We start from the raw sequence: 21,435 nt of genomic DNA on the forward strand, positions 1-21,435 counted from the left end.
GCGGGCTGCTTGGGCATGATGGGGCTTCCTTCTTCGTCCCGCAAAGTCTATACCAAACCCCTCAGAGCGCGAGGTTTTTCAGACCTTCCAAAACATCAACTTCGTCGGCCGCGACCGGCTCATTCTCTATCTTCAATGCTGCATCCCGTTGGTCCTGAGCGCTGGCCTGCACACCCTTACGGCAGAAGGACCGGCGCAATGCGTTCTGGTTCGTTGTCTTGCGATATGCGCCCGTTTCGCGGCGCCGTCGGCTCCCCTGTCCGTGTTCCGCAGACCCCGCCGCTTCCGGCCCGAGCCCGCCCGCTCTTCACCATTTCAGTGAAAGCACCGGCCCGTTGAAAGCAAATGCCGATTGCTGATAAGTCATACCTATCCTGCATACGCGGACAACATGGTCTTGCCGGCACCGGCGGGGAGCGGATCATACAGTCTCTGCATGACCCATGGGGAATTGGCATTTGCCAGGGTTTCGCAGGCCAATAGAGTTGTTACAGACCAAGAGACATGATCGTGTCGGGCCAAGCACGATCAGTTACCGGTCGACGGGCTGGGATGCCGCCAGCCGCGCTGCAGTGCAGTCCAGTTCACGTCCTCGGAAGCGACGCCTCGAAACACCACAGCCGTGCAGCGGCTTGAGGCATGCATGTCCGATGGAAAGAGTGCAATGTGTATGACATCAAAGCAAAATATGGCCCGGTCTGACGACCAACAGGAGGTTGAAACCAAATGAACTACCCCAAAACGCTGATCGCCGCGGGCTTCGCGTGCCTGGCCCTGGCCGGACCCGGCCGGGCGGAAACGTTCCGCGCGGCCACCTACATGCCGCCGGGCGAGGCCCTTGCCATCGCCTTCGCCTGGTGGGCGGACGAGATCGGCCCCGCCACCGGCGGCGCGCTGGACTTCCAGTTTTTCAGCAGCGGCTCGCTCGTCCCGGCGAAATCGGTGCTGCAGTCGGTGGGTGACGGCGTCGCCCATGCCGGGTTCGCCTATTCCGGCTACACCCCGTCGGAAACCCCGGTGACCGAAGCCATCGCGGGGTTCTCGTTCTCGGACGCGCCCTATATCGTGCTTGCGGCGGCCTATGCCGATTTCATCATGAACGACCCCGAGGGCTACAACGACTGGCGCCGGCACGGGGTCATCCCCTTCGGCGGTTTCGCGACGCCGAAATACGATCTGCTCTGCAACACGGACCCGCTGCGGTCGCTCGCCGATCTCAAGGGCCGCAAGGTCCGCTTTCCCGGCGGCCCCATGTCGCAGTTCGGCACGGCGCTGGGGATGATCCCGGTCAACATCCCGTCCTCCGAAGCCTATCAGGCCCAGCAGACCGGCCAGGTCGATTGCTCGTCGATGCGGCCCGGCATGATCATTGCCGTGCCGATGGACGACATCACCAAGAGCGTCACGCATCTTGCGACCGGGCTCACCTTCGCCTCGCCCTTCATGATCCTGAACGCCGATATGTGGGCGCGGATCACGCCGGAACAGCGGCGGATCTATCTCGATACGCTCGCCCGCACGATGGCCAAGGCGCAGGGGGAATACGCCCGGCAGTATGAAACCACCCTGAACGATGCGCCGGAGATGGGCATCGAGGTCGTGGAGCCCGACGAGGAGGTGAAGGCCGTGATCCGTGAGTGGGTGGCGAATTATCGCCCCGTCGCGCTCGAGACCGCGCGCACGACCCATGGCATCGCCGACCCCGAGGCGCTTTTCGAGCGGTTCCAGGGCTATATCGACAAATGGGAACCCATTCTGGCCGGGGTCGAGAACCTGCGCGACGAAGACGCGCTCACGGCGGTGTTCAAGGAACATCTCACCGACAAGCTGGATGTCGAGGTCTTCGGCATCGAATAGGCCCGTCAGCGGCGTGACAAAAAGGAAGGGTGGGCCGGACCGGCCCACCCTTCTGCGTTTCAGAGGCGCTGTGCGGGCCGGTCAGCGTTTGGCCAGCCGGCGGTCCTGCCAGTCGTAATAGCGCATCACCCAGGGCACGAACCACGGCGAGCCGGTATAAAGCGGCGTTGTCGGGAAGCGGTGCGACGCGGCGTCGAAGATCGACTCGTGGCCGCCCGTGCCAAGCGCCCGCGCGGCAAGCTTGCGCCCGAAATGGGTCGACAGCGAAATGCCGGTGAAATTGTACCCCAGCGCGTAGTGGATCCCGTCCCGCGTCCCGATATGCGGCAGGAAGTCGAAGGTCGCCGCACAATTGCCGTGCCACGCCCGGCTGAGGCGCACGCCCCTGAGGTCCGGGAAGAGCCGTGTGAACTTTGCGTACAGCTCTTGGGCGATCGTCGCCGCATCCGCGGTCGAGCCGGTTTTGCCGCCCAGCAGGATGCGGCTGGTGTCGGGCGCCGGGCGGGCGAAATCGACGTTCATCGCCGCGTCGCTGTAGGTGCGCCGGTGCGGCATGACCTTCTCGATCAGCTCGGCGGGCAGTTCCTCGGTCGCGATCATGTAGCCGCGGAAGGGAATGACCCGGCGCGCCATCCAGCCGAAATCGCGGGTGGTGTAGCCGTTGGTCGCCATGATCACCTGACCCGCTTCCAGCGGGCCGCGCGAACTGTGGACGATCTTCTTCGCACCCTTGCTCTCGATCCGGCTGACGGCGGTGAGCGGCGCAAAGCGCACCCCCGCCGCAATGGCCTTTTGCACAAGCGCGTCATGATAGAGGCCGGGATGGATCGCGCCGAGATCGGGTACGTAGACCCCGCCGCAATAGGCGTCCGAGTTCAGCTCGGCGCGGGCCTGGTCCTTGTTCAGAACCGAATAGGGATAGCCGAGCGCCTGCCGCTTCTGCTCGTATTCTTCGATCACCGCATCGAGATGGCGCTTCGAGTTGGCCACCGTCACCCGGCCGCAGACCTGCATGTGACAGCGGATCTCCTCGGCCTGGATGAAGTCGATCAGCGAGGTCAGCGCCTCGTTGTATTCGCCGTAGACCCCGAGCGCATACTCGCGCCCGCCGTCCTTGGTCAGCGTCTCGACCGAGCGGCGGCAAGTGCGCACGAGAAACCCCGCGCTGCGCCGGGCGGCGCCCTCGCCGATGCGCTGGGAATCGAGCACGGTCACCTGCGTGCCCGCCCGCGCCAGATGCAGCGCCGCGACGATCCCGGTGATGCCGCCGCCGACCACGGCGACATCCGTGCCACGGCTGAAATCCGGCATCTCGGTCGCGTCCGGGTCGAGCGGCGGTGCCGCCATCCACCAATAGGGTTCGGCCACGAAATCGTCGGCGAAAATCCCGGAACCGCTCAGCTGCGCTTGCGGCAAGGCACTTGTGGACATGTCTTCATTTACCCCTGTTGAGCCGGTAGGTGGCCGCCATCAGCACCGAGGTGAAGGCGATGGTGACCACGGCCGCGGCGATGATGGTCGGATTGATGTTCTCCCGCATGCCCAGATACATGAGCTTGGGGACGGTCTGCTGCTGCGGGCCGGAGATGAAGAGCATCATCACCACCTCGTCGAAGGAGGCGGCAAAGGCGAGGATCGCGCCCGCCCCCACGCCCGGCGCGATCACCGGCAGCATCACCGTGCGAAAGGCAAAGACGCGCCCCGCCCCGAGGCTCGCCGCCGCGCGCATCAGCGTGAAATCGAAGCGCGTCAGCGTCGCGGTCACGGTGATGACCACGAAGGGCGAGGCCAGAAGCGTATGCGCGATCACCACGCCGATGAAGGTGTAGTTGAGCGACAGCTGGCCGAAAAAGATATAGAGCCCCAGCGCCAGCACCACGACCGGCACGATCAGCGGCGCGAGCCCCAGCACCATGACCAGATTGCGGAACGGAAAACGCGGATTGGCAAGCCCGATCGCGGCCAGCGTGCCGAGGCCGGTGGCCAGCAGCGTCGTCGCGACCGCGATCAGCACGCTGTTGACGATGGCGCCCGTCCAGCGCGGCGACAGCAGCGCCTCGAACCAGCGCAGCGAAAATTCGCGGAACGGGTAGACGAACCAGGGGTCCACGTTGAGCGAGATCGGCAGGGCCGCCGCCAGCGGCAGCACCATCATCGCCAGCGCAAGTGCCACGAAGGCATAAAGGGGCAGCCGGACCCAGAGCGGAAGATCGTGATAATGCCGCATGAGACAGCCCTCCTATGCGTGGCGCCGGACGCGCCGGGCGAGCGGCAGCGTCAGGATCGCGGCCCCGGCGCAGAGCACGACACTCAGCGCGGCGGCGAGCCCCCAGTTCAGATCTTCACTGGTGAACTGCGCGATGAAACTGCCGACCATCTGGTCGGACGGGCTGCCGACCAGCTCCGGGGTGATGTAGAAGCCCAGGCACATCACGAAGGTCAGCAGGCTGCCCGCCGCGATGCCCGGCACCGCCTGCGGCAGAAAGATCGTGGCATGCGCCCTGATCGGCCCCGCCCCGAGGCTGCGGGCGCCGCGTAGCTGGTCGGCGGGGATCGTCCGCATGACGCTGAGCATCGGCAGCACCGTGAAGGAGAGCTGGATCTGCGTCATCGCAAAGATCGTGGCCGGGCGTGTGTAGAGAAACGACAGCGGATCGCCCAGCAGGCCCATTCCCGTCAGCAACTGGTTGACCACGCCGTTGGTCTGAAGGACGACGATCAGCGACATCACCCGCACCAGAAGCGAGGTCCAGAACGGCAGCAGGATCAGGAACAGCAGGATCGCCCCCGTGCGCCCGGCCGAGGTGGCGATGACATAGGCGACCGGGTAGCCGATCAGCACGGTCAGCACCGTCACCGCGAGGCTGATCAGCACCGTCCGCAGATAGATCGTCGGGAAATCGTAGCCGGGCCCGTCCGAGACGGCCCCGTCGGCATCGAGCACCGTCGGCAGCCCGAGCGCCCACCGCAGATAGAAGCTGCTGTAGGGGGTGTCGTAGCGCTGGAGAATGCGCCAGACGCCGGGCTTTCCCCAGGCCGGATCGGCCCCGACCATCAGCTCCCTGATCGCCTGCGCGTCGCCCGGCAACGCCTCTTCGGGCAGCGCCCGGCTGGCGTTCAGGAGGATCCCAAGCCCGCCTTCCAGCTCGTATTGCACGCGCCGCCCCAGCCGGCGCAGCGTTCCGGCCTCGTCCGCCGCGCGCAGCTCGCCCGCAAGCGTGCCATACACCGCCGCCGCCGGAACACCTGTGCCGTCCCAGGATTGCAGCGCCGCCGTGGTCTCGGGCAGGGTCGCCGCGATCTGCTCGTCCGACACCGAGCTGTGCAGGATCGTCAGAAGCGGCACCACCAGGAACAGCAGCAGGAACAGCAGCAGCGGTGCCGCGGGCAGCGCGGCTTTCGCCGCTCCGCCCACCGCCTTTTTCCGGATCGCGCCGCTCACGCGCAGATCGCGGCTCCGCGCAGGGGTGATGTCACGAGACACGTCTCCATAGGACATGGTGTCAGGTCCCTCGCCTTCGCTTGATGTCACGATCTGCCGTGTCGTCCGCGCTTACTGCGCGACCCAGCTCGAGAAGCGCGCGATCAGGGCGTCGCCCTGCGTCGCCCAGAAACCGCCGTCGAAGACGAGCGAGTCCTCGTCGATGTGCCCGGCGGGCAGGTTCGGCAGCACATCCGGTTTGACGAACGCGCCCGCCGCCGTCACCGTCGGCCCGTAGGGCTGGTAATCGCTGAACGCGGCATTGACCTGCGGCAGCAGCGTGAAGGCGATGAACTTTTTCGCCTCTTCCAGATTCTCGGTGCCTTTCGGAATGCCGAAGAACCCGATCGCGGTCACGTTGTTCGCCCAGACCATGGTGAGGTCGGCGTTGTCGTTGGAAATCGCCAGCGCCGCGCGCGCGTTATAGGAGGTGGACATCACCACCTGCCCCGACATCAGCAGCTGCGGTGGCTGCGCCGAGGCTTCCCACCAGATGATGTCGTCCTTGATCGTGTCGAGCTTGGCAAAGGCGCGGTCCACCCCCTCGGGCGTGGAAAGCGTGGCATAGACATCGTCCACCGCCACTCCGTCGGCGATCAGCGCCAGCTCCAGCGCATCGACGGGGCTTTTGCGCAGCCCGCGCTTGCCCGGATAGGTCTCGGTGTCGAAAATGTCGGTGACCGCCGTCGGGCCTTCGGGGAAGATGCCGTTTTTATAGGCGAGGATCGTGGCATAGGTCATCGAGCCGATGCCGCATTCCGTGAGCCCGCCCTTGATGAGACCCGCCTCGGTGAACAGCGGATCGTCGCCGACCTTTTCGAACAGGCCCTGTTCGCAGCCGATCTCGATGGGTTCGGCGGTGGCGTCCATCACGTCCCAGACGATGTTGCCGCTTTCGACCATGGCGCGGACCTTGGCAAGATCGCCGCTCCAGGTGTCCATGACCGCCGAAATGCCGGTTTCCTCGGTGAAGGGGCCAAGCCAGACCTTCTCGAAGGTCTCGTTGGTGACCCCGCCATAGGAGACGACCGTCAGATCCCGCGACAGCGCGGGCTGCGCGCAGGCCAGCGCCGCAAGGCAGGAGACCCCGAAAAGTTTTCCGCTATCAAAAAGTCTTGTCCATGACATGTGCGTTTCTTTCCCTGTTGCTTTGGTTTTTTATTGTCCGTCGAGCGCCCAGGCGCTTGTCGGGTCCCAGTAGAGATGCACCGGCGCGCCGATTTCGGTCGGGACATCCGTCGCGGAGGTCGGCCGTTTGACCACGACCTCGTCGCCCCCCGGAAGGGTGGCGTAGATACGGAGCTGATCGCCCGTATAGACGACATTGCTGACGGTGCCGCTGAGCGCACCGGGGCGCGCCTCTTTCAGCGGTACGATCAGTTCCGGCCGGATCGAGATCGTCGCGGGCGCCCCGGCACGGGTATGCGATGTGGTGCGCGCCACGACCTCCGCCCCGCCGCGCAGCCGCGCCTGTGCAAGATCGCCCTCGACCGAGGTGACCGTGGCATCGAGCCCGTTGTTATCCCCGACGAACCCGGCGACAAAGCGGTTCACCGGGCGGCTGTAGATCTCTTCGGCGGGCCCGATCTGCTGGATATAGCCGTTGTTGAAGACCGCGATCCGGTCGGACATGGTCAGCGCTTCTTCCTGGTCGTGGGTGACATAGATCACCGTCAGACCGAAGCGCTCGGCAATCGAGCGGATCTCGAGCTGAAGCTCCTCGCGCAGCCGCTTGTCGAGCGCGCCCAGCGGTTCGTCCATCAGCACCAGATCGGGTTCGAAGACCAGCGCGCGGGCCAGCGCCACACGCTGCTGCTGCCCGCCCGACAGCGCCGTGGGATAGCGTTGCGCGAAATCCGAAAGCCGCATCGCCTCGAGCGTCCCGGCAACCCGGCGCGCGGTCTCGTCCTTCGCGGTGCCCCGGACGCGCAGGGAATAGCCGACATTCTCGGCCACCGTCATGTGCGGGAACAGGGCGTAGCTCTGAAACACGACGCCGAAATTCCGCTTCTCCGGCGGAATATTGTGCACCGGGCGCCCGTCGAGCAGGATCGCGCCGTCGGTCGGATGCTCGAACCCCGCGAGCATCATCAGCGTCGTGGTCTTGCCCGAGCCGGACGGCCCCAGCAGGGTCAGGAATTCGCCCTTGTAGACCTCGAGATCGAGATCCCGGACGACATAATGCTGGCCGTCATAGGTCTTCAGAACGCCGCTCAGGCTGACGTGAACCTCTTTCGGCGCGCCGATCATGCCTGCCGCCCGGCCGTCAGGTACGGGAACCGGGCGGGAGTACCCGGAAATGTCTCGTGTAGTGCCATCCATATTTCACCTTCTGGCCCGGAAACCACGCGCTGCGCGGTTCCGGAGCGTCTTCGATTGATCGGCCCACAAGGACGATGACTCACTGGAAGACGTTGACTTTCATCGGGGTGCAGCGCCCCGCGTTGCAGTCGGTAACGTCTGACTCCGGGCAGTTGGACAGGCCGACCAGACAGTCCATCTCGGCCCGGAACTCGATATAATCGCCTGCCCTCGACACCGGCGGATACAACCGCCAGCGCCCCTCCCCGCAGTCGTGTTGATAGTTCATGAACAGATCCATGGTGTCGGGAACGTCCTCGGGCAGCAGCCCGTAGGGCGCCAGCGCCTTTCCGATGATCTCGAGGCAACCGTCCTGCCCCTCGATCCCGTTCACCTCGTAGAAGAAGCGGTTGCAACTCCGGCTGTGCATCCCGTGAATGCCCTTCGGCTCGGGCGTGTCCCGGACGATGGTCATCAGCGGCCGGCAGATCGTCGACATCAGCGTGTCGCCCTCGCTCACCCGGTCGCGCGGATACCATGTCGCGCCCGGCTTTGGCCGGTATCGCGAGCGCGAATAGGCGGTCGATAGCTTTTCGCGGTAATTGTCATTGTTGAAGACCGCCATATCGACGACCTGCTGGCCTTCCAGATCGGTGACGCGCAGCCGCTGCCCCTTGCGCACAACAAGCGCATATCCCGATTTCGGGGCCATCACATGTTCCAGGATATGCGTCACGACGCTGTCTTCCTCTCCGTATCTTGCTTGGGCGCGGGCGCCATGGTCAGCGCGGGCGCGACCATGGGGTCGCCTCCGGTGCCGCGGCGCTGAACCGCCGTCTGCCGGTCGCTCCCAGCGCCCGCCGAAACGATCCGAGATGCCGGATCCCTGCCCAGACCGCACTCGACCGGCACCCCCTCTCGACAGACCGCCAGACAGACGGTATCCCGACCTCCCGGGCAAAGCCTCCGGGCAGGCAGACGCCCTGACTACGGGCCAGGTATCGCGGTTCATTCATGGGGACTCGGCCTCCAGCGGAACTCTGTGAGACTCAGCCTGCGCTACGAAGGCGGTAGAGCGCTAATACCAATTTCTGATGAGTTATGCGTAATTGGCATTGGGTGTCGCGCGCATCGGAATTGTAAAATCGGGTTTCCACTCACCGCCACAGGTGCGCTCCGCAGGGTGCGCCGCAAGCGGTGACCAAAGGCGAGCCACAACGGTGGCGGGCCGCGAACGGGGAGACCGGTGCCGGTGAAAGACGACTCTCAACCCGCAGACTACCGCTGGGTCGGAAAGCGGCTCGACCGCCCCGACGGCGCGGACAAGGTGACCGGGCGGGCGCGTTTCGGCGCCGACATCCACCTGCCCGGCGAGCTTGTCGGAAAATGCCTCCTGTCGCCGCATCCCCATGCCCGCATCCTGCGCATCGACACCGGAAAGGCCCGCGCCCTGCCGGGGGTCAAGGCGGTGGTGACCGGCGCGGATTTCCCGGTGCTGGAGGACAGGCCGACGCCGGTGGCCGACTACGCCTTCAACCTCTGGGATCAGGCGCGCACGCTGATGGCGCGCGACAAGGTGCTGTTCGACGGTCACCCCGTCGCCGCCGTCGCCGCGACCACCGAGGATGTGGCCCAACAGGCGCTGGCGCTGATCGAGGTCGCATACGAGATCCTCCCCCATGTGACCGATCTGGAGGCGGCGATGGCGCCCGATGCGCCGCTGCTGCACGAAACCATGATCACCACGGGCGTCGCGCCCGGACCGGCGGCACCCTCGAACATCGTGGCCCGCACCATGCTTGAGCGCGGCAATATCGACGCCGGGTTCGAGGCCGCGGACATCGTCGTCGAACGCGAATTCCGCAGCAAACCCGTGCATCAGGGCTATATCGAGCCGCATGCCTGCATCGCCAGCGTGGCCGAGGACGGGCGCGCCGAGCTCTGGACCTGCACGCAGGGCCCGTGGATCGACCGCGCCTTCTGCGCCGGGATTCTCGGCTGGGAAATGTCCGATCTCAAGGTCGTCGCGACCGAGATCGGCGGCGGCTTCGGCGGCAAGCTCACCGTCTATGACGAACCCATCGCGCTGCGGCTGTCGCAGCTCACTCGTAAACCCGTCCGCATGGTCATGACCCGCAGCGAGGTGCTGCGGCGCACCGGCCCGACCTCCGGGTCGCTCTACCGCGTCCGGCTTGGTGCAAAATCCGACGGCACGCTGGTGGCGGCGGATTGCGAGATGATCCTCGAGACCGGCGCCTTTCCCGGTTCTCCGCTCGGCACCGCCCGCGCCATCGCCTTCACCCATCTCGACATCCCGAATCTCCGCCTGTCCTCGGCCGAGGTGGTCTCGAATCGCCCCAGCGTGCAGGCCTACCGCGCGCCGGGCGGGCCGATCACCTGCTATGCGCAGGAAAGCGTCATGGACGAGATGGCTGAAAAACTGGGCATCTCCCCCTTCGCGCTCATCCGAAAGAACGCGGTGCGCGAAGGCACGGTCAGCCTGGCGGGCTTTCCGCTCGAAAATCTCGGGCTGGCACAGGTGCTCGACGCGGCGGAGGCGCTGGAGCATCTGAAAACGCCGCTCGGCCCGACGCAGGGGCGCGGCATCGCCACCTCTTACTGGAAAAACGGCGGCGGGCAGACCTCGGTATCGGCCATTCTCAACGAGGACGGCACGGTGAATGTCGGCATCGGCACGCCCGACATCGGCGGGCTGCGCGCCTCGGTCTCGATGATGGTCGCCGAAACGATGGGCGTGCCCTACGACAAGGTCACCACCACAATCGCCGACACCTCGCAGCTTGGGTTCAACTCCTTCACCGCCGGAAGCCGCACCGCCTATGCGGTGGGGCTTGCCGTGGTCGGCGCCTCCAAAGACCTGATCGCGCAGGTCTGCGAACGCGCCGCGAAGATGTGGGATCTTCCGCCCGAGGCGGTGGATTACGCCGATGGCATGCTGCGCCCCGCCGGTCCCAATGCCGGCGCGCACGATCCGGTGCCACTTGCCACCATCGCCGCCGGTTTCGCCAAAAGCGGCGGCCCGATCATGGGAAAATTCACCACCGACGGCCCCGGCGCGGGGCCGAACTTTGCCACTCATATCGCCGATGTCGAGGTCGACCCCGAGACCGGCGGCGTCACGGTGCTGCGCTATTCCATCGTCGTCGATGTGGGCCGCGCCATCCATCCTGACTACGTGGAGGGCCAGAACCAGGGCGGTGCCGCGCAGGGCATCGGCTGGGCGCTGAACGAGGAATATGTCTATGGCGCCGACGGGCGCCTGCAGAACACCGGGTTTCTCGACTACCGCATGCCGGTGGCGCCCGATCTGCCGATGATCGGCTGCACGCTGGTCGAGGTGCCCAACCCGAACCACCCGTTCGGCGTGCGCGGCGTGGGCGAGGTCTCCATCGTCCCGAGCGTCGCCGCCGTCGCCAATGCGGTCAAGGATGCGACCGGGCTGCGCTTTTTCGAGATCCCGATGTCGCCGCCCCGCGTTCTGGCACGCATCGCCGGGGCCCGCGCCGCCAAAGATCCGTCGCTGAAGCCCGCCTTCCGCTGACCCGCCCTGCCCCACTCGTTCAAGGACACCGAATCCGCCATGCAGTATTTCAGACCAACCACGCTCGAGGACGCGGTGGCGCATCTGCGGGCACACGGCCCCGGCGTGACGATCCTGGCCGGCGGCACCGACCTTGTCGTGCAGATCCGCGCGGGGCTGCGGGCGCCCGAGGCGGTGATGGACATCAAGCGCATCGCCCCGCTGTCGGAAATCACCCGCACGGAAGAGGGCGGCTGGCGCATCGGCGCGGCGGTCTCCGGCGCCGAGATCTCCGCCCATGCGGGGCTTTGCGCCGACTGGCCCGGTCTGGTCGAGGGCGTGGGGCTGATCGGCTCGATGCAGGTGCAAAGCCGCGCGACCCCTGTGGGCAATCTCTGCAACGCCTCTCCTGCGGCGGATTCCGTGCCCGCCATGATCGCCGCCGGGGCGACGGTCTATGTGCTGGGGCCGAACGGGATGCGCAAGATCCCCGTGGAAGAGGTGGCGCAGGGGCCGGGCAAGACCTCGCTGCGCGCCGGAGAGCTTGTGACCTCGGTCACCCTGCCCCGCCGGGCGGCGCGGTCGGCGGATGCCTATCTGCGCTTTACGCCGCGCGCCGAAATGGACATCGCCGTGGCTGGCGCCGCCGTGAACCTGACGCTCGATGACAGCGGGCGCTGCACCTTCGCGCGCGTCGCGCTCGGCGCGGTGGCCCCGAAAGCGCTTCTCGTGCCCGAGGCGGGGGCGGCGCTGGTCGGCACCATGCTCGAAAGCGACGCGCTTCGGCGGATGGCCGCCGCCGTCACCGCCGCCTGCGCCCCCATCGACGACAAGCGCGGCACCGCAACCTACCGGACCGCCATCGCGCCGGTGCTCGCGCGCCGCGCCGTGGCGCTGGCCCAAACCCGCGCGGCGGCCTGAGGAGACAGCCATGCCAAAGATCCACGTCACCACGACCGTCAACGGCGGCGAGACCGAATTTCTCTGCGAGGCGCATCACACGCTGCTGTCGGTGCTGCGCGACACGCTGGGCCTCACCGGCACGAAAGAGGGCTGCGGGTCGGGCGACTGCGGCGCCTGCTCGGTGAACATGAACGGGCGCGTCGTCTGCGCCTGCCTCGTCCTCGCGCCCGAGGCCGAGGGCGCCACGATCGAAACCGTCGAGGGGCTGGCCGGGGAGGCGGGGATGCACCCGGTCCAGCGGGCCTTTATCGAGACGGCGGCGCTGCAATGCGGCTTCTGCACGCCGGGGTTTATGGTCGCGGCCAAGGATCTGCTGGCGCGCAACCCGGACCCCAGCGAAACCGAGATCCGCTACTGGCTGGCCGGGAATCTCTGCCGCTGCACCGGCTACGACAAGATCGTCCGCGCCGTGCAGAAGGCGGCGCGGGAGCCTGGACGCCACGCGCGGACCTGACGCGCTCAGCCGCGCGCCGCGGCCCCGGTTTCGTCGTGGTCCGGCAGACCCGCCCAGAACTGTTCGAAGGACGAGATGCCGATGCTCCGGCGCCGCAGCGCCAGAACCTTCAGATCCACGTCTTTCGAATTGAATGACAGAATGCGCAGCTGGCCGCTTTCGACCTCGTGCCGGATGACGCTCATCGGCAGCCAGCCGACGCCCCGTCCCGCCAGGATCATCCGCTTGATGCCTTCGGTGAAGGTGCTTTCATAGGCGGTCACCAGCGTCATCCCCTGCTCGGCCATGCCCGCCATCAGACGGGTCTGAAGCTTGGCCAGAAAGCATTCGGGAGAATAGGAGATCAGCGGCACCTCGGCCTTGCCCTGCCAGGTCCGTCCGGTCGTCAGCTCGGTATAGCTGTCGGGCGCGCAGACGAAGCAGAGCTTTTCCAGCTCGATGGTCTTGCAGACGATCTGCCCGTTCTGCGGCACCGGCGGGCCGAAGGCATGGGAATAGCAAAAGGCGACATCGCAGCGCCCGGACACAAGCGTCTCGATGCAGCCGTGAAAATCCGTCTCGTGCATCCTTGTGCGCAGCTCGGTCTTTGCCTTGGTCGGCGTGGCAAGAATGTCGGGCAGAATGTTCAGGGCGATGGTGTGAAACGCGCTGATGGACAGCGTATATTCGTCATTGCCGGACTGCTGCCGGCAATCGTCGCGCACGCGGTACATGTCGCGGATAAGATCGCGCCCGACCTCGAGAAAGGTCTCTCCGGCGGCGGTCAGCTTGATGGGGTATTCGTTGCGGTCGACCAGTTCCGTACCGACCCAGTTTTCCAGCGCCTGAATACGGCGGCTGAACGCGGGCTGGGTGACGTGACGCGCCGCCGCCGCCATCGAGAAGTTGCGCGTGGCCGCCAGCTCAACGAAATCCTCAAGCCATTTCAATTCCATCCGGTCACATGTCTCCAAGATCGCGCAAGCCGCCCCCGATGCTACTGCACGGAAAATCAACTTGCCACCAAAGACGGACCGGCCCTGTCAAACGGGCCGGTCGCGCGCTGCGAACTGCCTGCATCGCAGGCCCGGCTCCGGGATCAGAGATTGTTGATGTAGACGCTCTTCTCGTAGAGGAAGGCCTCGATGTGATCGCGCCCGCCCTTCATGCCGTAACCGCTTTGCTTGTAACCGCTGAAGCCCACCGCCGGATCCGCAAGCCCGTAGGCGTTGACCCAGAGCTTCCCGGCCTTCATGCCGTGGATCATCCGGGTCGCGGTGCCGAGGCTGCTTGTCCAGACCGCACCGGCAAGCCCGTAGCTCGTGTCATTGGCCAGACGCAGCGCCTCCTCCTCGGTATCGAAGGGGATCACCGAGGCGACCGGCCCGAAGATCTCTTCGCGCGCGATGGTCATATCATTGGTCACGCCGCCGAAAATCGTGGGCTCCATGAAATAGCCCTGCGCCAGCGCGCCTCCGACGCGATGGCCGCCTGCGCTCAGCCTCGCGCCTTCCTGATGGCCGCTCTCGACATAGCCCATGACGCGTTCGAGCTGCCGTTCCGAGACCAGCGGCCCGAGCTGGGTTTCCGAATCGAAGGGATCGCCGACGCGGATGGTCTTGGTATAGGCGGCCATGGCCTCCAGGAACGCCTCCTGAATCCCGCGCTGGACGAACACCCGCGTGCCCGCGGAGCAGATCTGGCCGGAGTTTGTAAACACCCCCATCGCGGCGCCCGGCACCGCGCGGTCGAGATCGGCATCCGCAAAGACGATGTCGGGCGACTTGCCGCCCAGCTCGACCTGAATGCGCTTCATGTTTCCGGCCGAGGCCCGGATGATCTCGCGCCCGGTCTGGGTGGAGCCGGTAAAGGCGATGCGGTCCACATCCATATGCGCGGCGAGCGCGGCCCCCGCCTCGGTGCCGTAGCCGGTCACGACGTTGATCACCCCTTCGGGCACCCCGGCCTCCATCAGCAGCTCGGCGGTGCGCAGCGTGGTGAGCGAGGCATCCTCCGCCGGTTTGATCACCGCCGTGCAGCCGGTCGCCAGAGCGCCCCCCATGATCCACCACATGCTCAGCAGCGGCGCGTTCCAGGGGATGATCCCGCCGACCACCCCCACCGGCGCCTTGAGCGTCAGCGTGGTGAAGCTGCCCTTGAGCGAGTTCGGAATGGTCGTGCCGGTCCAGTTGACCGCCTGGCTGCCGAAATACTGGACCAGCTGGACCAGGCTGCCCTTCATGCCCAGCACGCGGGCATGCGGCGCCCCCATGTCCATCGACTCGAGCATGGCAAGCTCGTCGTAATTGCTCTCGAGCACCTCGGCCGCGCGCATCAGCAGCATCATGCGCTGATTGGGCGTGAACCGGCTCCATGGCCCCTCGAACGCCCGGCGCGCCGACGCCACGGCGCGGTCGATGTCCTCCGGGCCTCCGCGCGCCAGCGTCGCCAGAACCGTGCCCGTCGCGGGGTTCCAGGTGTCGAGCGTCTCTCCCGACACGGACGGATGCCAGGCACCGCCGATAAAGTGCTGCTTCGCGGGATTGCCCAAAGCCGCGGGAACAGGAGCAGTCATGAGTTCGGTCCTTTTTCTCAGATGAAACCGCATTCGGTGCCAAGGGCGCAGACTGTCATCGCTCTGCCTGCCCGTGGTGTCTCAGCCGTCCGGCAGCAGCAGCGCGTCGTCCGGGTCCCAGAAGACACGGCATCGGTCGCCGATCTGCCAGGCGGTGGATCCCGAGCGGTTCAGCACCTTCACGCTCAGACGTTCGGAGCCGATGCCGACCGACAGCATCGAGCTGTCCCCGACATAGGTCAGATCCTCGATCCGGCCGTCGAGCCGGCCCGGACCACCCGCCCCCTCCGGCGGCTCGATACGGATGTTCTCGGGCCGGACGAAGACGACCGGATCGCCCGCCGTATCGGCCCCGGCGGCAACCGGCACGGGCTGACCCTGCGCATTGCGGAAGCCGCCGTCTGCCCGTGTCACGCGGATGAAGTTGGACTCGCCCATGAAGCTCGCGACGAAACGGTCCGTCGGGTGCCGGTAGATCTCCTCCGGCGCGGCAAGCTGATGCACCCGGCCCGCCGACATCACGGCGATGCGGTCGGACATCGCAAGCGCCTCGTCCTGATCGTGGGTGACGTAGATCATCGTCTTGCCCATCCGGCGGTGCAGGAAACGGATCTCTTCCTGAAGGTGCTGCCGCAGCTTCTTGTCCAGCGCCCCCAGCGGCTCGTCGAGCAGCAGGACGGGCGGATCGAAAACCAGCGCGCGCGCAATCGCCACCCGCTGCTGCTGCCCGCCGGAGAGCTGCGAGGGATAGCGGTCGGCGAAGGGCGCAAGCTGGACCAGATCCAGCATCCGGGCGACACGCTCGGCGATCGCCGACCGCCCGGCCCGGCGCATGCGCAACGGGTAGGCGACGTTTTCGGCGACGGTCATATGCGGGAAGAGCGCGTAGTTCTGAAAGATGATCCCCAGCTCGCGCCGGTGCGCGGGCAGGCGGGTGATGTCCTTGCCGTCGAGCGTGATCGCCCCCCGGTCGGGGATCTCGAAGCCCGCGACCATCATCAGCGTGGTCGTCTTGCCCGAACCGCTGGGCCCGAGGAAAGAGATGAACTCGCCCGGCGCGATGTCCATCGACACGTCATCGACGGCAACGAAGGTGCCATAGTGGCGGCTCACGCCCTTCAGCGAAACCTGCCCCAGCAGGGCGGGGGTGTCTGTCGTCATGGAAGGCAAACTCCTTGGCCGCGGCAAACGGCCGGTCTTGCGGAAACGCGCGGGCCGTCCGTCATTTTGCCCTCGGCGTCATCAGGCTGCCCAGCGTGATCGCCAGCGCCGCGAGCAGCATCTGCAGGGTGGCCACGGCGGAGATCGTCGGGCTCACGTCCTGCTTGATCCCCTCCCACATGCGCATGGGCAGGGTGTTGAGCTTTCCGGCACCGAGAAACAGCGCATAGACCACATCGTCGAAGGAATTGAGAAAGGCGAAGAACCCCGCGACGATGAGGGTCGGGCGGATCAGCGGGAAGGTGATCGTCCGGAACGCCGCCACCGGATTTGCCCCGAGGCTGAGCCCGGCCTTCTCCAGCGACGGGTTCAGCGATTGCAGGCTGGTCAGCACGATGACCACGACGAACGGCATGGCATAGACCGCATGGGCGATGGCCAGACCGATCTCGGTGCCCTGCAACCCGAACTGGACGAAGAGGAAATAGATCGCCACGGCCACCACCACGGTGGGCATGATGATCGGCGTCAGCAAAAGGATCAAAAGCCCGTTCCGGCCCGGAAGGTTCCCGCGCATCAGCCCGAGCGACAGCAGCGTCCCGAGGATCGTTGCGATCAGCCCCGCCAGCACCGCGACCCGCAGGCTGACAAAGGTCGCCCGCAGCCAGGTCGGGTCGGAAAGATAGGCCTGATAGTTGTGCAGCGAAAAGCCCGGTGCGGGAAACACGAGGTATTTCGCGGAACTGAACGACAGATAGGTGATGACGGCGCCGGGGGCGAGCAGCATCAGCCCGACGACAAAGGCGAAGACCGGCAGCAGCCGCGCCCCGAACGCCGGACCCGTATCCCCCAGCCGGTTCACCGCGGCGGCGAGGCCGGTGAGCCAGAGGCTCGACACATGGTGCCCCTCGCCCGAGGCCGTGGAGAGCCCGCGTTTCAGCCCCAGCAGCCGGTCGAGCGGAAAGAACCGCGAGCCGATCCAGAGCAGCGCGACGACCGAGGCCAGCAGCACCACCGACAGCGCCGAACCGAAGGCCCAGTTGAGCTGATCGACCACCTGGCTGCTGATCGCCATGGTGATCATCGTGTCCGACAGCCCGCCCATCAGCGCGGGCGTGATGTAGAACCCCAGGCAGTAGATAAAGACCAGCATGACCCCGGCCACGACGCCGGGCACGCTGAGCGGAAAGAACACCGAGACAAAAGCCCCGGCGGGGCTTGCGCCACAGGCACGGGCCGCGCGCACCAGCCGCCCGTCGATCCCGGACATGACGGTGTAGAGCGGCAGGATGATCATCGGCAGCACGATATGGACCATGCCCACGATCACCCCGAAGCGGTTATAGAGCATCTGGATCGGCATGCTGGTCAGCCCGAGGCCAAGCATGATCTCGTTCAGCACCCCGCCGCGCCCCAGCAGCACGAGCCAGGCGAAGGTGCGGACCAGCACGCTGGTGAAATAGGGCAGCACGACGCAGATCAGCAGGAAGGTCCGCAAGGCCTTGCCCGAGGTGGTCAGCACATAGGCGAACGGATAGCCGATGACGACGGCCAGCGCGGTCACCGTCACGCTGATCGCCAGCGTGGTCTTCATGATCGACAGATAGGCCGTGGTGTCCAGCAGCCGTGCGTAGTGGAACACCGTCCAGTCCGGCATCCCCAGACTGACGAGGACCATTCCGCCCAGCGGCACGAGGAACAGCACCACCACGAATGCGATGCCGGGCAGGGCAAGCCAGGCCCAGCCGGTCATTTCGGAGCCGCTTTTTCCCGAAAAGCGGCTCCGCTCCGTTGTCTTGCTCATCATGCGATGCGCCACGGCCCGAACATCAGGCGCTGCGCCATTCGAGCCAGCGCTCCTGCAGGTAGTCGGCGTTGGTCTTGCCGTCGGCCCGCATCGACGCCATCCAGGCGGAATCCTCGATCACCAGATCCGAGGCGTTTTCCGGGCTGATCCCGAGCATCGCGCTCAGCTCGGCGGGCAGATACTCCAGCTGGTTCCGGTTCGAGCTGGCAAAGCCGGTGCCCTGCGTCCAGGCCGCCGCAACCTTTGCACGGTTGATATAGGCCAGGAGCTTTTGCGCATTGGTGGTGTTGGGGCCGCCTTCGAGAATGGTCATGTAGTTGTGGTGGATATGCGCGCCCTTCCAGCTCAGACCCAGCGGCGCGCCGTTGTTGATCGCCGCGATTGCCCGCCCGTCGGGGCAGCTGCTCATGACGTATTCGCGGTTGGCGATCAGCTGCGGCCCCTCGCCTCCGGCGGCCCACCAGCGGCTGACATGCGGGCGGATCTCGTCCAGCTTGGCATAGGCGCGCGCCAGCTTGTCATCGGTCAGCGGATAGATGTCGCTGCTGGCCATACCGTCGGCCTGAAGCGCGGCCTCGATGTTCTGCTTGCTCTCCTGGGCGTAGAGCCCCCTCGGGCCGGGGAATTTCTCGACATCCCAGAAATCCGCCCAGGTCTGCGGAACCTCGCCGGAAAACACGCGCGTGTCATAGGCAAAGAGCGTCGCGGGCGAGAAGGCGACAACCGCATCCTTCGGGCGCCGGTCCTCGGGAACGCCCTGCAGCGCCTCGGCATCCCAGAGCCCGTAGTCGATGTCGGCGAACATGCCTTCGGCGGACATCTGCGGGTAGAGCATGGCGCGGATCAGCGCCGTGTCCCATTCCACCTTGCCGGACTGGAACATGGCCTGAACCTGCGATTCCGCCAGATCCGCCGTCACGTCGACCACCTCGATGCCGGTGGCCTCGGTGAAGGGGTTGAACACATGGTTGCGCAGCCCCTCGGTCATCGAGCCGCCATAGGTGAAGACCACAACCTCGCCGCTGCCGGCCAGCGGCTCGGCCTGGGCAAGCGCCGGGCCTGCCCTGGAGACGAGCGGCGCGGCAAGCGCCGCCGCCCCCAGCTTGAGCAGCCGCCGGCGGCTGGGCCGCGGGTTCATAAGATCCTGTCTGTCAGTCATTGCGTTCCCCTGTTGTTATGAGGTCGTCGTCCCGGTTCGGGATCTATATGGACCGTGCCTCGTCCCAGGCCGCCGCGATGCCGCGGTGGAACCGTTCCGCCGCCTGCTCCGCATCCGCCATCGACATGTTCAGTGCCGGGGCAAAGACGAGCCGGTTGCTGTTGAGACGAACGGCGACCCCGTGCTCTTTGCAGTGTTTGCCGATCAGCCCCATGATGTTGACAGAAGGATCGAACGGCTTGCGCGTCTCCTGATCCGCCATGAGCTCCATGCTGACCATCGCACCCATCTTGCGGACATCGGCCAGCATCGGGTGACTGTTGTCGCCGGTCACATGAGAGTGGAAGAAATCGCCAAGCGCGCTGCCATGCGCGATCAGCCCTTCTTCCTCGATGATCGTCAGCGTCTCGAGCGCAACTGCGGTGCAGACCGGGTTGCCGCCGAAGGTCGAGCCCTGCGAGTAATTGCCGAGCCGGTCGCTCATGGTCAGAACCGCGTCGAAGATGCGCGGCCCGACGATGGCGGCGCCGATCGGCACCAGACCCGAGCCCAGCCCCTTGGCCGAGGTGATGATGTCGGGTTGCAGATCGAACGATTGCGTGGCCCACCAGTTGCCAGTCCGCCCGACGCCGGTGATCACCTCGTCGGCCACGAAGAGGATGTCGTATTTGCGCAGCACCGCCTGGATCTTGGCGAAATAGCCCTCGGGCGGCATCAGACCGCCGCCCGCGCCCATGATGGGTTCGGCGAACATGGCTGCGATGGTCTCCGGCCCTTCGCGCAGGATCAGCTCCTCGAGCGCGGCGGCCATGCGGTCGGAGAACTGCTCCTCGGTCTCGCCCGCCTCGTGGTTGCGGTAGTAATGCGGCATTTCGGTCAGCAGGAAGCGGTCGCTCATCGGCAGGCCGAAGCCCACCTGATAGTCCGAGCGCCCCGACAGGCTCGACATGGCGGTCGACTGGCCGTGGAACCCGCCCTTGCGGCCGATGACCTTTGTCCGCTCGGGCCGTCCGACCGCGTGCTGGTAATACCAGCAGAGCTTGAGCGCGGCCTCGTTCGCCTCGGTGCCGGAGTTCTGGAAGATCACCCGCGACATGAACGAAGGCGCGGTTTCCATGATCTTGTCGGCCAGCCGGATGGCGGGCTCGTGGGAATGGTGCTTGTAGAGATGATAATATCCAAGCGCGCTCATCTGATCGTAGGCGACCTTTGCCAGCCTCTCGCTCTTGAAGCCGAGTGGGCAGCACCACATCCCCGAAATACAGTCGATAAAGTCTCTTCCCGCTTCGTCGAAAATGCGCGTGCCTTCGGCTCCGGAGATGATGATCGGGCCTTTTTCAAGATGCACCCTGGCATTGGTTTGCGGATGCAACATGCTGGCGACATCCATATCCACCAGAGAATTCGATATTTTATAGTCCAAGACGTATCTCCATATTGCACCGGAAGGCCGCGCCAAGCCTTCGCTTGCCCGCCAAAATGCAAATGCCACACGCATTTACATGCCAGGAAAATCCAGAAGTCGGCCCGCTGTAGAACGCTGCCTGCCGCTACATTGGGGAACTCGGGCACGGCGAAGCAAATGCTGTTTTCTGATGGCTCATGCGAGTTCGGCATTCAGCCGCAGACGAGCACGATTTCCGACATCCAGGCGGGTGGCTGGCGTGGCGGAAAGTGGCGTTTCTGGGTTCTGCCGCGCGAGACGTGTGAAGGGGCGCATCGCCCTCCACCAACCGGCGTTTTCCAAGGGTCCTGGACAGATAGCCGTGCAGAGCGTCTCCGTTTTGGCTCGGGGGTCGCAGCCACGGGATCCCGGTTGTCGCGGAGCGGTCTCCGAAAGGACGGCTTTGAGAGGTCTGTCCCGCCCGTCGCAGTCACGCCCCTCTGGGACGCCCCCTCGTCCGAGAGTACGCGAACGGCGGGAAGCGGCCGCGAGGTCACGATCCGATCAAAATACGCGCGAAGCCGAACCGAGACGCTCTTGCCGGGCGTCGTGAACCGGTCGGGCGTCAGAGGCAGGAATATGCCGCCGTGGTTCGGTCCGGTTCGGATTGAGCCGAAATGCCATTGAGGACGACATGGACTGTACCGGGTCACCACCAATATGGCGACCGCACCTCGGTTCGACCCAGAGACTGCGGGCGGCAATGGGCGCTC

16 protein-coding genes are annotated in these 21,435 nt (G+C 65.8%); 4 read left to right on the top strand and 12 right to left on the bottom strand.

The features are described from left to right. Positions 1–726: 726 nt before the first annotated feature. Positions 727–1,857, top strand: a complete 1,131-nt coding sequence (dctP, locus tag M4578_RS09895) for a TRAP transporter substrate-binding protein DctP (RefSeq protein WP_258093296.1) — start codon at positions 727–729, stop codon at positions 1,855–1,857. Positions 1,858–1,938: 81 nt separating this feature from the next. On the opposite strand, the gene M4578_RS09900 is transcribed toward dctP, so the two are convergent. The 6 genes from M4578_RS09900 to M4578_RS09925 form a co-directional block, all read right to left on the bottom strand. Beyond that, entirely contained in the window at positions 1,939–3,288 is a 1,350-nt protein-coding gene (locus M4578_RS09900; protein WP_258093297.1) for an NAD(P)/FAD-dependent oxidoreductase, read from the bottom strand. Positions 3,289–3,292: 4 nt separating this feature from the next. After that, positions 3,293–4,084, bottom strand: a complete 792-nt coding sequence (locus M4578_RS09905; RefSeq protein WP_258093298.1) for an ABC transporter permease — start codon at positions 4,082–4,084, stop codon at positions 3,293–3,295. A 12-nt stretch (positions 4,085–4,096) separates the two neighbouring features. Beyond that, positions 4,097–5,356 carry an ABC transporter permease gene (locus M4578_RS09910; RefSeq protein WP_258093299.1) on the bottom strand — a complete coding sequence of 420 codons (1,260 nt, stop codon included), beginning with the start codon at positions 5,354–5,356 and terminating at the stop codon, positions 4,097–4,099. Between the two features lie 54 nt (positions 5,357–5,410). Next, positions 5,411–6,466: an ABC transporter substrate-binding protein gene (locus M4578_RS09915; protein ID WP_258093300.1), complete on the bottom strand. Its 1,056-nt coding sequence runs from the start codon at positions 6,464–6,466 to the stop codon at positions 5,411–5,413. A 30-nt stretch (positions 6,467–6,496) separates the two neighbouring features. Next, positions 6,497–7,588 carry an ABC transporter ATP-binding protein gene (locus M4578_RS09920; protein WP_258093301.1) on the bottom strand — a complete coding sequence of 364 codons (1,092 nt, stop codon included), beginning with the start codon at positions 7,586–7,588 and terminating at the stop codon, positions 6,497–6,499. A 151-nt stretch (positions 7,589–7,739) separates the two neighbouring features. Further along, complete coding sequence (locus M4578_RS09925) at positions 7,740–8,375, bottom strand: urea carboxylase-associated family protein (RefSeq protein ID WP_258093302.1); 636 nt, start codon at positions 8,373–8,375, stop codon at positions 7,740–7,742. Between the two features lie 516 nt (positions 8,376–8,891). Here M4578_RS09925 and M4578_RS09930 point away from each other — a divergent pair. The 3 genes from M4578_RS09930 to M4578_RS09940 are packed head-to-tail and all read left to right on the top strand — an operon-like array spanning position 8,892 to position 12,597. Continuing rightward, positions 8,892–11,201: a xanthine dehydrogenase family protein molybdopterin-binding subunit gene (locus M4578_RS09930; protein ID WP_258093303.1), complete on the top strand. Its 2,310-nt coding sequence runs from the start codon at positions 8,892–8,894 to the stop codon at positions 11,199–11,201. Positions 11,202–11,240: 39 nt separating this feature from the next. Then, a complete protein-coding gene (locus M4578_RS09935) occupies positions 11,241–12,101 on the top strand; it encodes an FAD binding domain-containing protein (protein WP_258093304.1) in 861 nt (286 codons plus the stop codon). Positions 12,102–12,111: 10 nt separating this feature from the next. Continuing rightward, complete coding sequence (locus M4578_RS09940; protein ID WP_258093305.1) at positions 12,112–12,597, top strand: (2Fe-2S)-binding protein; 486 nt, start codon at positions 12,112–12,114, stop codon at positions 12,595–12,597. Positions 12,598–12,602: 5 nt separating this feature from the next. Here M4578_RS09940 and M4578_RS09945 read toward each other — a convergent pair whose 3' ends face one another. The 6 genes from M4578_RS09945 to M4578_RS09970 all read right to left on the bottom strand — a co-directional run bounded on the left by M4578_RS09945 (position 12,603) and on the right by M4578_RS09970 (position 20,701). After that, complete coding sequence (locus M4578_RS09945) at positions 12,603–13,532, bottom strand: LysR family transcriptional regulator (RefSeq protein WP_258093306.1); 930 nt, start codon at positions 13,530–13,532, stop codon at positions 12,603–12,605. A 143-nt stretch (positions 13,533–13,675) separates the two neighbouring features. Then, the gene (locus M4578_RS09950; protein ID WP_258093307.1) at positions 13,676–15,151 is read right to left on the bottom strand and encodes an aldehyde dehydrogenase family protein; all 1,476 of its coding nucleotides are present in this window, start codon (positions 15,149–15,151) and stop codon (positions 13,676–13,678) included. An 81-nt stretch (positions 15,152–15,232) separates the two neighbouring features. Continuing rightward, positions 15,233–16,312, bottom strand: a complete 1,080-nt coding sequence (locus M4578_RS09955; protein WP_258093308.1) for an ABC transporter ATP-binding protein — start codon at positions 16,310–16,312, stop codon at positions 15,233–15,235. A gap of 61 nt (positions 16,313–16,373) precedes the next feature. Further along, a complete protein-coding gene (locus M4578_RS09960; RefSeq protein ID WP_258093309.1) occupies positions 16,374–18,119 on the bottom strand; it encodes an ABC transporter permease subunit in 1,746 nt (581 codons plus the stop codon). 22 nt (positions 18,120–18,141) lie between these two features. Continuing rightward, positions 18,142–19,278 carry an extracellular solute-binding protein gene (locus M4578_RS09965; protein WP_258093310.1) on the bottom strand — a complete coding sequence of 379 codons (1,137 nt, stop codon included), beginning with the start codon at positions 19,276–19,278 and terminating at the stop codon, positions 18,142–18,144. A gap of 43 nt (positions 19,279–19,321) precedes the next feature. Continuing rightward, positions 19,322–20,701: an aminotransferase class III-fold pyridoxal phosphate-dependent enzyme gene (locus M4578_RS09970; RefSeq protein ID WP_258093311.1), complete on the bottom strand. Its 1,380-nt coding sequence runs from the start codon at positions 20,699–20,701 to the stop codon at positions 19,322–19,324. Positions 20,702–21,435: the final 734 nt, after the last annotated feature.

It is taken from the genome of Salipiger pentaromativorans, from assembly GCF_024721115.1.
Classification (GTDB): domain Bacteria; phylum Pseudomonadota; class Alphaproteobacteria; order Rhodobacterales; family Rhodobacteraceae; genus Salipiger; species Salipiger pentaromativorans.

Bases quoted from the DNA above. Each gene is read 5' to 3' on its own strand.
- M4578_RS09950 (WP_258093307.1), bottom strand. From the start codon at position 15,151: ATGACTGCTCCTGTTCCCGCGGCTTTGGGCAATCCCGCGAAGCAGCAC.
- M4578_RS09965 (WP_258093310.1), bottom strand. From the start codon at position 19,278: ATGACTGACAGACAGGATCTTATGAACCCGCGGCCCAGCCGCCGGCGG.
- M4578_RS09915 (WP_258093300.1), bottom strand. From the start codon at position 6,466: ATGTCATGGACAAGACTTTTTGATAGCGGAAAACTTTTCGGGGTCTCC.
- dctP (WP_258093296.1), top strand. From the start codon at position 727: ATGAACTACCCCAAAACGCTGATCGCCGCGGGCTTCGCGTGCCTGGCC.
- M4578_RS09900 (WP_258093297.1), bottom strand. From the start codon at position 3,288: ATGTCCACAAGTGCCTTGCCGCAAGCGCAGCTGAGCGGTTCCGGGATT.
- M4578_RS09905 (WP_258093298.1), bottom strand. From the start codon at position 4,084: ATGCGGCATTATCACGATCTTCCGCTCTGGGTCCGGCTGCCCCTTTAT.
- M4578_RS09940 (WP_258093305.1), top strand. From the start codon at position 12,112: ATGCCAAAGATCCACGTCACCACGACCGTCAACGGCGGCGAGACCGAA.
- M4578_RS09920 (WP_258093301.1), bottom strand. From the start codon at position 7,588: ATGATCGGCGCGCCGAAAGAGGTTCACGTCAGCCTGAGCGGCGTTCTG.
- M4578_RS09935 (WP_258093304.1), top strand. From the start codon at position 11,241: ATGCAGTATTTCAGACCAACCACGCTCGAGGACGCGGTGGCGCATCTG.
- M4578_RS09955 (WP_258093308.1), bottom strand. From the start codon at position 16,312: ATGACGACAGACACCCCCGCCCTGCTGGGGCAGGTTTCGCTGAAGGGC.
- M4578_RS09960 (WP_258093309.1), bottom strand. From the start codon at position 18,119: ATGATGAGCAAGACAACGGAGCGGAGCCGCTTTTCGGGAAAAAGCGGC.
- M4578_RS09945 (WP_258093306.1), bottom strand. From the start codon at position 13,532: ATGGAATTGAAATGGCTTGAGGATTTCGTTGAGCTGGCGGCCACGCGC.
- M4578_RS09910 (WP_258093299.1), bottom strand. From the start codon at position 5,356: ATGTCCTATGGAGACGTGTCTCGTGACATCACCCCTGCGCGGAGCCGC.